Below are 11,139 nucleotides of genomic sequence, written 5' to 3'. Positions count from 1 at the left end.
GTCAAGCCCATTGTTCAGATAGGTGCTCACATGCAGATCGGCGAGGCCTCGAAGCTCACCGGCGTCTCCGCCAAGATGATCCGTCACTACGAGTCGATCGGCCTGATCCCCTCGGCCGACCGCCGCGACAGCAACTATCGCGATTATGGCCACCACGACGTGCACCGGCTCGGCTTCATTCGCCGAGCCCGCGACCTCGGCTTCTCCATCGACCAGATCCGGGACCTCCTGAAGCTCTGGGGCGACACTCACCGCTCGAGTGCGGATGTGAAGGCACTGACCGAGGGGCATATCGCGGAGCTAGAGCAGAAGATCCGCGCCCTCGCCGAAATGCGCGACACCCTCGCCAACCTCGCCGACGCCTGCGACGGCAACCACCGGCCCGATTGCCCGATCATCGACAGCCTGGAAGGCAAGCTGGTCAACCTGCACACCCCCCGCCATGCCGCCGAGTGAGATCGAGTACCGCCTCGACCCCTTCCCCGCCGACGCCGATCTGGCCCGCATCTGGGCAGGCGCGTGGGGCAACCCATGGTCCGGCAATATCGGGAAGATCCTCCCGCGTAGCCTTGTCCACGTCTGCGCCTATGACGCCGGCGAATTGATCGGCTTCGTCAACGTCGCCTGGGATGGCGGCGTGCACGCCTTCCTGCTCGACACCACCGTCGCCCTAAGCCACCAGCGCCGCGGCATCGCCCGCGAGATGGTGCGTCTTGCGGCAGAGGCTGCAGGCAAACGCGGCGCACAGTGGCTGCATGTCGACTACGAACCGAAGCTGGATGGATTCTACAAGGCCTGCGGGTTTCGGCCGACTTTGGCGGGGCTGCTCAAACTCTAGGGCCGTAGTCTGCCGCTCCACCACCATCCGGGCTTCGCCCACCTTCTCCCATCGAGGGAGAAGGCCAACCCGCGGGTGTTTCAGTCAGGCCTTCTCCCCCTGTGGGAGAAGTTGCCCGAGGGCGGATGATGGGCGAGCCCCACGCCCCCAGCTCAAACGCTCAGGCACAAGTACTTGATATCGAGATAGTCCTCGATTCCGTACTTGCTCCCCTCGCGCCCATGCCCCGATTGCTTCACCCCGCCGAACGGCGCGAGTTCCGTCGAGATCAGCCCGGTATTGATCCCCACCATGCCGTAGTCCAGCGCCTCGGCCACTCGAAACACCCGGCTCAGATCCTTGGCATAGAAATAGGACGCCAGCCCGAACTCGGTCGCGTTGGCGAGCTCGATCACCTCGTCCACGGTCTCGAACCTGAACAGCGGCGCCAGCGGCCCGAACGTCTCCTCGCGCGCCAGCACCATTTCGGCGGTCGCATCGGCGACTATGGTCGGCTCGAAGAATAGCCCATCCTTGCGTTTGCCGCCGGTGAGCAGCCGCCCGCCCTTCCGCAGCGCATCGGTCAGGTGCCGTTCGACCTTTTCGACCGCCTTCTCGTCGATCAGCGGCCCCGTGGTAACCCCCTCACCGAAGCCATCGCCTACCCGCAGCTTCTCCACCGCCGCCGTAAGCTTTGCCGCAAACGCGTCATAGACGCCGGCCTGCACATAGACCCGGTTGGCGCAGACGCAGGTCTGCCCGTTGTTGCGGTACTTGCTCACCATCGCCCCATCGACCGCCGCATCGAGATCGGCGTCGTCGAACACGATAAACGGCGCGTTGCCGCCGAGCTCCAGCCCCAGCCGCTTCACCTGGTCCGCCGCCTGCCGCATCAGGATGCGCCCGACCTCGGTCGAGCCGGTAAAGCTGATCTTCCGCACCACCTCGTTGGAACAGAACTCCTTGCCGAGATCGGACGAGTGCGTCGACGGCAGCAGGTTGAACAGCCCGCCCGGCAGCCCGGCCCGCTCGGCCAGCACTGCCAGCGCGATCGCCGAGAGCGGCGTCTCGGCCGCCGGCTTGCTCACGACGGCGCACCCGGCCGCCAGCGCCGGCGCCATCTTACGCGCCAGCATCGAGTTGGGGAAATTCCACGGCGTGATCGTCGCCACCACCCCCACCGGCTGCTTGATCACGATGATCCGCTTGTCTTCCTGATGGCCGGGGATGGTGTCGCCATAGGCGCGCTTGGCCTCCTCACCGAACCACTCGACATAGCTAGCGCCGTACAGCACCTCGCCCCTCGCCTCCGGCACGGGCTTGCCCTGCTCCGCTGTCATGATCGCCGCGAGATCGTCGGCATTCGCGACCATCAGGTCATAGAGCTTCCGCAGCACCGCCCCGCGCGCCTTGCCGGTTTTCTTCTCCCACGCGCCCTGTGCCGCTTCGGCCGCCGCGATCGCGAGCTTGGCTTCCGCCACCCCGCAATTCGGCAGCACCGCCAGCACCTTGCCGGTCGATGGGTTGGTCACCTCGAACGTCGTGCCGTTCTCCGCCGTCTCAAGCCATCTTCCCCCGACATAGGCGGCCGCTTTCAGCAGCGACTTGTCCTTGAGATGGGCATTGAGTGCGTCGGTGATCGGCATCGTAATTCTCCTTGAGGCGGAAGCACTGCACCTCGCCGATACTCAACGCAAGTGGCCTTGCCCGGCTCCGAATCTTCCGATTGGATGCGCCGCAACAAGCGGGAGGGCATCAGCAATGGCCGGCATCTACGAGCGTCACGAAAAGGAATTCGGACACCTGATCCAGGGGAGCGCCAAGCTCGAAACCCTGTTCTCGGACTGTCGCTGGGCCGAAGGCCCGGTCTGGTTCGGCGATGCCAATCAGCTGGTCTGGTCCGATATCCCCAACAACCGCCTGCTGCGCTGGACGCCCGATGGCGGCGCCTCGGTGTTCCGCCACAACTCGAACTACATCAACGGCAACACCCGCGACCGCGAAGGCCGGCTCGTCTCCTGCTCGCATGGCGGGCGGAACGTTGTCCGCACCGAGCTCGACGGCACGATCACCGTCCTCGCTGACCGTTATGAGGGCAAAAAGCTCAACGCCCCCAACGATGTCGTCGTGAAATCTGACGGCACGATCTGGTTCACCGACCCCGGCTACGGCATCCTCTCCGACTACGAGGGTTTCAAGGGCGAGTTCGAGCAGGCCGGCTGCTATGTCTTCTGCCTCGATCCGGCCACCGGCTCCCTGAAGGTCGTGGTCGACGATTTCGTCCGCCCCAACGGCATCGCCTTCTCGCCCGACGAGTCGATCCTCTACGTCGCCGACAGCGGCTACAGCCACGGCGAAGACCTGCCCCGCCACATCCGCGCCTTCGACGTCCGCAGCGATAACACTGTCGCCAACGGCCGGGTGTTCCTCACCACCGATGTCGGCCTGCCCGACGGCTTCCGCCTCGACGACCGCGGCAATATCTGGACCTCCGCCGGCGACGGCGTCCATTGCTTCAACCCGTCCGGCGTCCTGCTCGGCAAGCTCCAGACGCCCGACGGCGTGGCAAACGTCGAATTCGGCGGGCCCCGCCGCAACCGACTGTTCATCTGCGCCACGCAGAGCCTCCACAGTATCTACCTCGCCGTGAACGGCGCGCGGCGGCCGTAGCCTCTTGATCCTCCCCCGCATGGCGGGGGAGGGGGACCAGCGAAGCTGGTGGAGGGGGCGACGAAAGGCGCCGTCTCCCTCACCGCATCCGCGGCACTAGCCGAACCACGTTGCCGAGCCGCTGCCGCACCACTGCCCGCGGCGGCACGCTCGTCGTGCGCACCGCATCGGCGAACCAGTCGTCCTCGACGAAATCGATGGTGTTGGAGCCAAGGTCGTAACGGATGGCCAGGGCCTGGCCGGTGGTCGAGCGCATGCCGGTGAGATCGGGCATCTGCGCGTGGGCACGTTGCTGGGCCATCTGAGCCTCCGAAGTGCTGGCGGCATCCGGGCCGCAACGTTTGATTAACCATAACCGATGCAACGCATGTGTCGGTTGGTCCGCACAATTGTGACAGCCCAACCGACTGAAATACATAGCGAATATGGTACAACGTCGAAGCGAGCCGACGCTGGGCTCGCGAATCAGGCGCTGACCGATAGCACCATCAGCACATGCCTGTGCCCGTCGCGGCCCTCCCAGGTGATGGATTGGCCGACATCGAGGCCGATCAGCGCCGTGCCCACCGGGGTCAGCACCGAGATCTTCCCCTCGGCAATGTCGGCATCCGCCGGATAGACCAGGGTGACCGTCCGCTCGGGTCCATTGTCGGGCCGGTAGGTCACGGTCGAGCCCATACGCACCACGCTCGCGGCGAGCTTGGTCTCGGGCACGACGCGGGCGCGCTCGATCTCGTAGAGAAGATCGTCGGCGGCGTCCGATGAGTGCCCGCTGCCTGCGAGGGCCAGGGCGATGAGTTTGCGATGGTCGGCCTCACTGAGGACGATCTTCGGCTTGAGGTCGAAGCGACGCAACGATTGCATCGTGAATTCCTTTCTAATGCGAGCGTCGGCAGAGGGCTTGAGCCCGCGACAACTCGCGTGAATGAGTGGATTGGCGCCTTGTAACCGGCCGAGCGAAATTCCGCCTGGGTCCGGGAAATCCCCAGACCCGGCGGCGCCTCAGGCGCAGGTCATGGGGCTACAGTCCTGCGACCGGGGTTTCCCGGCGCGGTACCACAACAGTAATGGTCGCGAAGCAAGACATGTCTGTGAATATGGGGATGCCGCCGCCAATGTCAAATCGGCGGCACCAACTCAAGCCGTCGGTAGCGCGGAAAACCCCTCGGGCATCGGCCCCTCATAGGGCGCCGTGCGCACATCGGTTACCGCAGCGGCGGGCGGGCCGGCATTCAGCTCCATGAGGATGTGCTGGATCTCCTGCTCCGCCCCGGCGAACACCGCTTCGACCGTGCCGTCGCGCCGATTCCGCACCCACCCGTCGAGGCGAAGCGCCTGCGCCTCGCCGACGACGAATGCGCGAAATCCTACGCCCTGCACCCGTCCAGTGATGATCACATGGACGGAGCGCCGCATCAGAACGTCGCGCCGATCTGCCAGGGAACGAATTCGTTGTCGCCATAGCCGAGGAGCTCGGACTTCGACTTCTTGCCCGAAGCCACGGCCAGGATTTCGTCGAAGATCTCCTGCCCTTTTTCCTCGAGCGAGCCGCCCTCGACCACTTCGCCGCCGTTGATATCCATGTCGTCGAGCATCTTGTGATAGATGTCCGAATTCGTGGCGATCTTGATCGATGGCGTCGGCTTGCAGCCATAGGCCGAGCCGCGACCGGTAGTGAAGCAGAGAATATTCGCCCCGCCAGCCACCTGGCCGGTCGCCGATACGGGATCGTATCCGGGCGTATCCATAAAAACGAATCCCTTCTCGGTCACCGGGTCGGCATAATGATACACGGCATTGAGCGGTGTTGTACCGCCTTTCGCCGCTGCGCCTAGAGATTTCTCCAGAATTGTTGTCAGCCCGCCAAGCTTGTTGCCCGGAGACGGGTTGTTGTTCATCTCCATGTTGTTGCGCTCGGCATAGTCTTCCCACCAATGGATGATATCGATGAGCTTCTCACCGACCTCGCGTGTCTTGGCGCGACGGGTGAGCAGATGCTCGGCACCATAGATTTCAGGCGTTTCGGAGAGAATCGCGGTGCCGCCATGTCGGACGAGGATGTCGGCCGCAACCCCCAGCGCCGGGTTGGCGGTGATCCCCGAATAGCCGTCCGAGCCGCCGCATTGCAGTGCCAGCATCAGTTCCGACGCCGGCTGCGTCGTGCGGGTTGTATTGTTGACGACGGGAAGCATCGCCTTCACCGCCTCGACGCCGGCCTCGACCGTCTTCTTGGTCCCACCCACTTCCTGGATGGTCATCGTCCGGAACGTCTCGTTTTCGGTGACGCCGTAGGCTTCCTTGAGCCTCGGGATCTGGAACCCTTCGCAGCCGAGCCCGACCATGATCACCCCGCCCATATTCGGGTTGGTCGCATAGCCCCAGGTGGTCTTTTTCAGCGTATCGAAGATCACGCCGCGATAGTCGATCACGCAGCCATTGGCCTGCTTCAGCGCAACGATGCCATCGATGTTCGGGTAGTCGTCGAGAATGCCCGAGCGCTCGATCTCGCGCGCGATGAAACCCGCAACCGTCGTCGAGCAGTTCACCGAGGTGAGGATGCCGACATAGTTGCGCGTTCCCACCTGCCCGTTGGCCCGTTTGAACCCCTGGAACGTCGCCTGCTGCCCCTCGGGCACGAAATCGACCGGCACGATACCTTCGCCAAAGGCGTAGTCGCGCTCGAACGCGCCGTGATCCTCGCCGATGGTGACGTTGTGCTCATGCATCCATTCGCCGGCCTGTACGCCATCCTTGGCAAAGCCGATGACCTGCCCGAACTTGACGATCGGCTCGCCCGCCGCAATCGCCCGCACCGAGAACTTGTGCCCCTTTGGCACCCGCTTGGTCGTCGTCACCCCCTGCGGCGTGTCCGTACCCACGTCAAGATTGATCAGCGCCACGGCGACGTTGTCGCTGGCGTTTAGCAGCAGCGTTCTTGCGGCGGCGGGGCGGGACATGACGTCGGACATCGGAGGGGCTCGTGCAAATGGGGCTTCGGGGCTCGCACTGCCGTAAATCCTGTGGCGCTCACGCTTGCCGGCTTGCGGCGGAAAAGCGCGCGGGCGACAAGCAGGTGCGATTGAATTGCTCCGGCAGTACAACTAACATGTTAGCATGAAGCTCGACGCAAGTCCCTACCCTTTTCTCGTTGCACCCGCGGCGCCGACGCGCGGCAACGTCACCGTGTTCGTCACCGACACGCTCCGCCAGGCTATCGTGCAGCTCGATCTGAAACCGGGTGAAGTGATCGACAAGGGCGCCATCTGCGACCGGCTCGGCGTTTCCCGCTTCCCAGTCTCCGAGGCCCTGGCGCGGCTGCAGGCCGAAGGGCTCGTCGATATCCTGCCCCAGCGCGGCTCTACCGTTTCGCTGGTCCGCATCATCGACGTGCTGGAATATATGCTGATCCGCAAGGCGCTCGAGGCAGAAGCCGTGCGCGTCGTCACCGGCAACCATTCCGACGAACTGGTCGAGACGCTGCAGCGCAACATGAGCTACCAGCGCGCCGCGGTGGATATCGACGATCGCAACGGCTTCCACGAGCGCGACCTCGAGTTCCACGACATCATCTTCGGCGACATGCGCTTTTCCAAGGTGAAAGGCGTCATCGAGAACACCCGCGCCAATCTCGACCGGGCCCGCCGCCTGATCCTCAGCCCGCGCCGGCTGAGCGTCACGCTCAACGAGCATCAGAACATCCTCGACGGCATCGTCGCCAACGATGCGCCCGCCGCCTCCGGCGCCATGCGCGCCCATATCGACTCGGTGATGGCCGAGCTCATCACCTTCGCCACCGACCACGCCGAACTTTTCGCCGACGGCGACATGCTGCGCGAAGACCCCGCCTACGCCGCCTTTCCGTTCGGCTGAACGGCAACAAACACTCGAGGGAGAACGACAATGCTCAAGGGGATTCCCCCAATCCTGGGGCCTGACCTGCTCTATGTGCTGCGTGCCATGGGCCACGGCGACGAGATCGCCATCGTCGATGCCAATTTCCCCGGTGACAGCTCCGGCCCGCAACTGATCCGGCTCGATGGCCTCAGCGCCACCGACGTGCTCGATGCCGTGCTCACGCTGATGCCGCTCGACACTTTCGTCGACGACCAGGCCTTCGGCATGGAAGTGGTCGGCGATCCCAAGAAGCGGGAAGCAACGCACAAGGAATTCGACAAGCTGATCAAGAAGCACGAGCCGGGAATGAAGCTGTCGATGCTCGAGCGTTTCGCCTTCTACGAGCGCGTCCACGGCGCCTTCGCCATCATCCAGACCGGCGAGCGCCGCCTCTACGGCAACGTACTGCTCAAGAAGGGCATCGTCAGGCCCGACTGACCCCCCGAACGGATTCGACCATGGTTGGCCTCGACTCCATGCCGGGCCGGCCCTATGCCTCTGCCCAAATTGAGGAGCATCCCATGAAACTTCTGCGCGTCGGGTCCAAGGGCTCGGAAAAGCCCGCCATCCTGCACACCGATGGCACCTACCGTGACCTGAGCTCGGTCGTCCCCGACATCAATGGCGCCAGCATCGGCGCCGAAGGGCTGGCGAAGATCGCGGCCACCGACCACGGCAGCCTGCCTGTGCTCGACAAGTCCTCGCGCATCGGCCCCTGCGTGGGCAATGTCGGAAAGTTCATGTGCATCGGCCTCAACTATGCCGACCACGCCGCCGAAACCGGCGCCGCGATCCCCGAGGAGCCGATCCTGTTCATGAAGGCGACCAGCTCCATCATCGGCCCGAACGACGATGTCGAACTGCCCAAGAACACCCTGAAGCCCGACTGGGAAGTCGAGCTGGGTGTCATCATCGGCAAGACCGCCAAGTACATCGACGAGAAGGACGCACTCGATTACGTCGCCGGTTATTGCGTCGTGAACGACCTCTCAGAGCGCCACTTCCAGACCGAGCGCGGCGGCCAGTGGACCAAGGGCAAGTCAGCCGACACTTTTGGCCCGATCGGCCCCTGGCTCGTCACCAAGGACGAAATCAAGGACGTCCAGAACCTGAAGATGTGGCTCGAAGTCGACGGCCACCGCTACCAGGACGGCTCGACCAAGACCATGATCTTCGGCGTCGCCAAGATCGTGTCTTACCTCAGCCAGTTCATGAGCCTGCAGCCGGGCGACGTGATCACCACCGGCACCCCGCCGGGCGTCGGCATGGGTATCAAGCCGAACCCCGTCTGGCTCAAGCCGAACCAGACCATGCGTCTCGGCATCGAAGGCCTCGGCGAACAGCAGCAGAAGACCTACGCCTACGCCGGCTAATCCCGTTACAGTGATCTACTGCCAAGCGCCGCCCACGGGGCGGCGCTTTCATTTTGTGCGCTTCAATCCACGGCGAATGGACAACTCCCGCGAAACCGGCAACTACTTGCGAGACACATGAGGGAGGGGACTACCTGTCATGATGGCACTGATCTTCGCCGCGCTGGTTGTTGCCTTCGCTTTGGCCTGGTTCAGGCGGCCGGGTTGGGCCCGACTTGCGGTCGGCCTCTGCCTCGCCCTCTCCATCGGCCTGTTCCTGTGGGAAATCTGGAGCCCGCAATACGGCTTTGAAATGCCGTGGCTGCAGGGGTGAGCGCGATGAGCTTCGACAACGCCTCGCCCGAAACCCACCGTCTCCTCGCCTGGGCCAACTACGCCTTCCTCCTCGCCATGATGGCGGTGATCGCGCTGATTCTCATCGCCGCCGCCGTCATGCAATACGCTTTCGGCGAACTCCCCTGCCCGCTCTGCCTGTTGCAGCGCGTCGCCATGCTCGGCATCTGCTTCGGCATCCTGCTGCAGTTCCGCAATGGCTTCTCGTACCAGAACACCGGCATCTCGATCGGCTTCGCGCTCTTCCTGCTCATCGTCGCCGAGCGCCAGACACTCCTCGATATCTATCCGCGCCCCGGCCACGCCTATATCGGCAGCGCCGTCTTCGGCCTCCACATGCCGGTCTGGTCGATCATCATCGCCCTCGTCGTTCTGATCGCCTTCGCACTGAAGCTCGCCATCCTCGGCGGCGACCGCCGTCTCGAGACCACGACGGTGTCCACCTTCCCGCGCCTCGCCGTGGCGGCTACGGCCGTCGGCGCCATTGTCGTCGCCCTCGCCGTCCTCAACTTCGGCTCGGTGATCGTCCAGTGCGGCATCAACGAGTGCCACACCATGGGATACCAGCTCCTCGGCTACACACAGCCTGCCAGCTGATCGCCCGACTTGATTGTGACGCGCCGCTCCGGCAGCAAGCATCGCATGCAGCGCGGCACCCCCACCGAAGTCTTCCTCGCCTTCCTCGGCCTTGGGCTCACCAGCTTCGGCGGCCCAGTCGCCCATCTCGGCTACTTCCGAACCGAGTTCGTCGAGCGCCGGCGCTGGCTCGATGATGCGGCCTATGCCGATCTGGTCGCGCTGTGCCAGTTCCTGCCCGGTCCCGCCTCGAGCCAGGTCGGCATCGCCATCGGCAAGCTCCGCGCCGGCTATTGGGGCGCCATCGCCGCCTTCGTCGCCTTCACGGCCCCCTCGGTCATCCTGCTGCTCGCCTTCGCCTTCGGCGCTACCCGCCTTGCGGGACCCTTGGCCGACGGGGCGCTCCACGGCCTCAAGCTCGCCGCTCTCGCGGTCGTCGCGCAGGCCGTCTGGGCCATGTCGCGATCGTTGACGCCGGACTGGCGTCGCCGTCTCCTGGCGCTCGCGGCCGCCGCGATCGTGCTGCTGCTACCGGGCGCCCTGGTCCAGCTCGGTATCATCGCACTGGCGGCGCTCGCGGGCTACCTGCTCGCCCCGCGCTCCGGTGCCCCGAAATTCCGGCCCGATCACACCGGCCTCGCTTTCCTTGTCGCCTTCGCGGTCCTGCTCGTCGCCCTGCCGCTGCTGTCGCTCACCGGCAACGGCGCCGCCGTTATCGCCGAGAAGTTCTACCGCACCGGCTCGCTCGTCTTCGGCGGCGGCCACGTCGTCCTGCCGCTGCTCGAGGCCGAACTGGTGCCGGGCGGTCTGATCGACCGCAACCTCTTCCTCGCCGGCTATGGCGCGGCCCAGGCTGTCCCGGGGCCCCTCTTCTCCTTTGCCGCCTATACCGGCGCGCTGCTGAACATCCAGCCCAATGGCCTTCTCGGCGCCCTGCTCGCCCTCGGCGCCATCTACCTGCCGTCGTTCCTGCTTGTCTTCGGCACGCTGCCCTACTGGCAGGTCCTGCGCGCCGAAACTCGCCTCCGCGGCGGCCTCGATCTCGCCAACGCCGCCGTCGTCGGCCTGCTCCTTGCCACCCTCTACGATCCGGTATTCCTGACCAGCGTGAGAGGTCCGCTCGACCTCGCCTGGGCCTCGGCTGCTTTCGCCCTGCTGATGCTGCGAACACCACCGTGGATCGTCGTTATCGCCAGCGCCGCCCTCGGGTTGCTCCTCAGCGCTACGTGACCCCGGCCGTCGTTTTTTGCTCCGGATCGTCGTCACAAACTAACATGTCAGTCCGCTTGTTTTTCCAAGCAGTTACCGGGATGTAATCGTTCTCACGGATGTATTTGTCATACCAGTTTGCTGGATTTCGTGATATCGACCACCATTTCACACTATTGACAGCCGAAATCTGGATAATTACGGTCCCGCTGGTCTTACAAATGTAAGGCCGAGGGGGTTATTTACATTGATGTCGAGGCGATCCGG

The 11,139-nt window shown here is 64.4% G+C and carries 14 protein-coding genes; 9 read left to right on the top strand and 5 right to left on the bottom strand.

Annotated elements, in window-relative coordinates:
- Positions 1-30 precede the first annotated feature (30 nt).
- A complete protein-coding gene (cueR, locus tag ACOYW5_RS19560; RefSeq protein WP_423066556.1) occupies positions 31-456 on the top strand; it encodes a Cu(I)-responsive transcriptional regulator in 426 nt (141 codons plus the stop codon).
- Positions 443-838 (top strand): GNAT family N-acetyltransferase, encoded by a 396-nt coding sequence (locus ACOYW5_RS19555; RefSeq protein WP_423066555.1) that lies wholly within the window; start codon positions 443-445, stop codon positions 836-838. Before cueR ends, ACOYW5_RS19555 begins: the two co-directional genes overlap by 14 nt.
- 152 nt (positions 839-990) lie before the next feature.
- Here the strand turns inward: ACOYW5_RS19555 and ACOYW5_RS19550 are convergent, their stop codons facing one another.
- On the bottom strand, positions 991-2,463 hold the full coding sequence (locus ACOYW5_RS19550) for an NAD-dependent succinate-semialdehyde dehydrogenase (protein ID WP_423066554.1): 1,473 nt from the start codon (positions 2,461-2,463) through the stop codon (positions 991-993).
- Between the two features lie 115 nt (positions 2,464-2,578).
- On the opposite strand from ACOYW5_RS19550, the gene ACOYW5_RS19545 reads away from it, so the two are divergent.
- Positions 2,579-3,487: an SMP-30/gluconolactonase/LRE family protein gene (locus ACOYW5_RS19545; RefSeq protein WP_423066553.1), complete on the top strand. Its 909-nt coding sequence runs from the start codon at positions 2,579-2,581 to the stop codon at positions 3,485-3,487.
- Between the two features lie 79 nt (positions 3,488-3,566).
- Here the strand turns inward: ACOYW5_RS19545 and ACOYW5_RS19540 are convergent, their stop codons facing one another.
- From ACOYW5_RS19540 to ACOYW5_RS19525, 4 genes are all read right to left on the bottom strand, one after another.
- Positions 3,567-3,788 (bottom strand): hypothetical protein, encoded by a 222-nt coding sequence (locus ACOYW5_RS19540; RefSeq protein ID WP_423066552.1) that lies wholly within the window; start codon positions 3,786-3,788, stop codon positions 3,567-3,569.
- Between the two features lie 164 nt (positions 3,789-3,952).
- Positions 3,953-4,351 carry a nucleoside diphosphate kinase regulator gene (gene rnk, locus ACOYW5_RS19535; RefSeq protein WP_423066551.1) on the bottom strand — a complete coding sequence of 133 codons (399 nt, stop codon included), beginning with the start codon at positions 4,349-4,351 and terminating at the stop codon, positions 3,953-3,955.
- Positions 4,352-4,624: 273 nt separating this feature from the next.
- Positions 4,625-4,903 carry an acylphosphatase gene (locus ACOYW5_RS19530; protein WP_423066550.1) on the bottom strand — a complete coding sequence of 93 codons (279 nt, stop codon included), beginning with the start codon at positions 4,901-4,903 and terminating at the stop codon, positions 4,625-4,627.
- Positions 4,903-6,456 (bottom strand): UxaA family hydrolase, encoded by a 1,554-nt coding sequence (locus tag ACOYW5_RS19525; RefSeq protein ID WP_423066549.1) that lies wholly within the window; start codon positions 6,454-6,456, stop codon positions 4,903-4,905. Before ACOYW5_RS19525 ends, ACOYW5_RS19530 begins: the two co-directional genes overlap by 1 nt.
- A gap of 145 nt (positions 6,457-6,601) precedes the next feature.
- On the opposite strand from ACOYW5_RS19525, the gene ACOYW5_RS19520 reads away from it, so the two are divergent.
- The 6 genes from ACOYW5_RS19520 to chrA all read left to right on the top strand — a co-directional run bounded on the left by ACOYW5_RS19520 (position 6,602) and on the right by chrA (position 10,893).
- Positions 6,602-7,357: a GntR family transcriptional regulator gene (locus ACOYW5_RS19520; protein ID WP_423066548.1), complete on the top strand. Its 756-nt coding sequence runs from the start codon at positions 6,602-6,604 to the stop codon at positions 7,355-7,357.
- Between the two features lie 30 nt (positions 7,358-7,387).
- Entirely contained in the window at positions 7,388-7,819 is a 432-nt protein-coding gene (locus ACOYW5_RS19515) for an RbsD/FucU family protein (RefSeq protein WP_423066547.1), read from the top strand.
- Positions 7,820-7,902: 83 nt separating this feature from the next.
- Positions 7,903-8,754, top strand: a complete 852-nt coding sequence (locus tag ACOYW5_RS19510) for a fumarylacetoacetate hydrolase family protein (protein ID WP_423066546.1) — start codon at positions 7,903-7,905, stop codon at positions 8,752-8,754.
- A 139-nt stretch (positions 8,755-8,893) separates the two neighbouring features.
- Positions 8,894-9,067 carry a hypothetical protein gene (locus ACOYW5_RS19505; protein ID WP_423066545.1) on the top strand — a complete coding sequence of 58 codons (174 nt, stop codon included), beginning with the start codon at positions 8,894-8,896 and terminating at the stop codon, positions 9,065-9,067.
- Between the two features lie 5 nt (positions 9,068-9,072).
- A complete protein-coding gene (locus tag ACOYW5_RS19500; RefSeq protein WP_423066544.1) occupies positions 9,073-9,684 on the top strand; it encodes a disulfide bond formation protein B in 612 nt (203 codons plus the stop codon).
- Between the two features lie 45 nt (positions 9,685-9,729).
- Entirely contained in the window at positions 9,730-10,893 is a 1,164-nt protein-coding gene (gene chrA / locus ACOYW5_RS19495; protein WP_423069506.1) for a chromate efflux transporter, read from the top strand.
- The last annotated feature ends 246 nt before the right edge of the window (positions 10,894-11,139 follow it).

The sequence above is a fragment of the Devosia sp. CN2-171 genome, from assembly GCF_049354815.1.
GTDB lineage: Bacteria > Pseudomonadota > Alphaproteobacteria > Rhizobiales > Devosiaceae > Devosia_A.
The sequence above is the reverse complement of the archived record's forward strand: the minus strand, read 5'-3'. Positions and strand labels throughout refer to the sequence as shown.

What these genes read in the sequence shown, in the direction of transcription:
- ACOYW5_RS19525 (WP_423066549.1), bottom strand. Translation starts at nt 6,456, where the DNA reads ATGTCCGACGTCATGTCCCGCCCCGCCGCCGCAAGAACGCTGCTGCTA.
- chrA (WP_423069506.1), top strand. Translation starts at nt 9,730, where the DNA reads ATGCAGCGCGGCACCCCCACCGAAGTCTTCCTCGCCTTCCTCGGCCTT.
- ACOYW5_RS19515 (WP_423066547.1), top strand. Translation starts at nt 7,388, where the DNA reads ATGCTCAAGGGGATTCCCCCAATCCTGGGGCCTGACCTGCTCTATGTG.
- ACOYW5_RS19505 (WP_423066545.1), top strand. Translation starts at nt 8,894, where the DNA reads ATGATGGCACTGATCTTCGCCGCGCTGGTTGTTGCCTTCGCTTTGGCC.
- ACOYW5_RS19550 (WP_423066554.1), bottom strand. Translation starts at nt 2,463, where the DNA reads ATGCCGATCACCGACGCACTCAATGCCCATCTCAAGGACAAGTCGCTG.
- rnk (WP_423066551.1), bottom strand. Translation starts at nt 4,351, where the DNA reads ATGCAATCGTTGCGTCGCTTCGACCTCAAGCCGAAGATCGTCCTCAGT.
- ACOYW5_RS19520 (WP_423066548.1), top strand. Translation starts at nt 6,602, where the DNA reads ATGAAGCTCGACGCAAGTCCCTACCCTTTTCTCGTTGCACCCGCGGCG.
- ACOYW5_RS19500 (WP_423066544.1), top strand. Translation starts at nt 9,073, where the DNA reads ATGAGCTTCGACAACGCCTCGCCCGAAACCCACCGTCTCCTCGCCTGG.
- ACOYW5_RS19545 (WP_423066553.1), top strand. Translation starts at nt 2,579, where the DNA reads ATGGCCGGCATCTACGAGCGTCACGAAAAGGAATTCGGACACCTGATC.
- ACOYW5_RS19540 (WP_423066552.1), bottom strand. Translation starts at nt 3,788, where the DNA reads ATGGCCCAGCAACGTGCCCACGCGCAGATGCCCGATCTCACCGGCATG.
- cueR (WP_423066556.1), top strand. Translation starts at nt 31, where the DNA reads ATGCAGATCGGCGAGGCCTCGAAGCTCACCGGCGTCTCCGCCAAGATG.
- ACOYW5_RS19555 (WP_423066555.1), top strand. Translation starts at nt 443, where the DNA reads ATGCCGCCGAGTGAGATCGAGTACCGCCTCGACCCCTTCCCCGCCGAC.
- ACOYW5_RS19530 (WP_423066550.1), bottom strand. Translation starts at nt 4,903, where the DNA reads ATGCGGCGCTCCGTCCATGTGATCATCACTGGACGGGTGCAGGGCGTA.
- ACOYW5_RS19510 (WP_423066546.1), top strand. Translation starts at nt 7,903, where the DNA reads ATGAAACTTCTGCGCGTCGGGTCCAAGGGCTCGGAAAAGCCCGCCATC.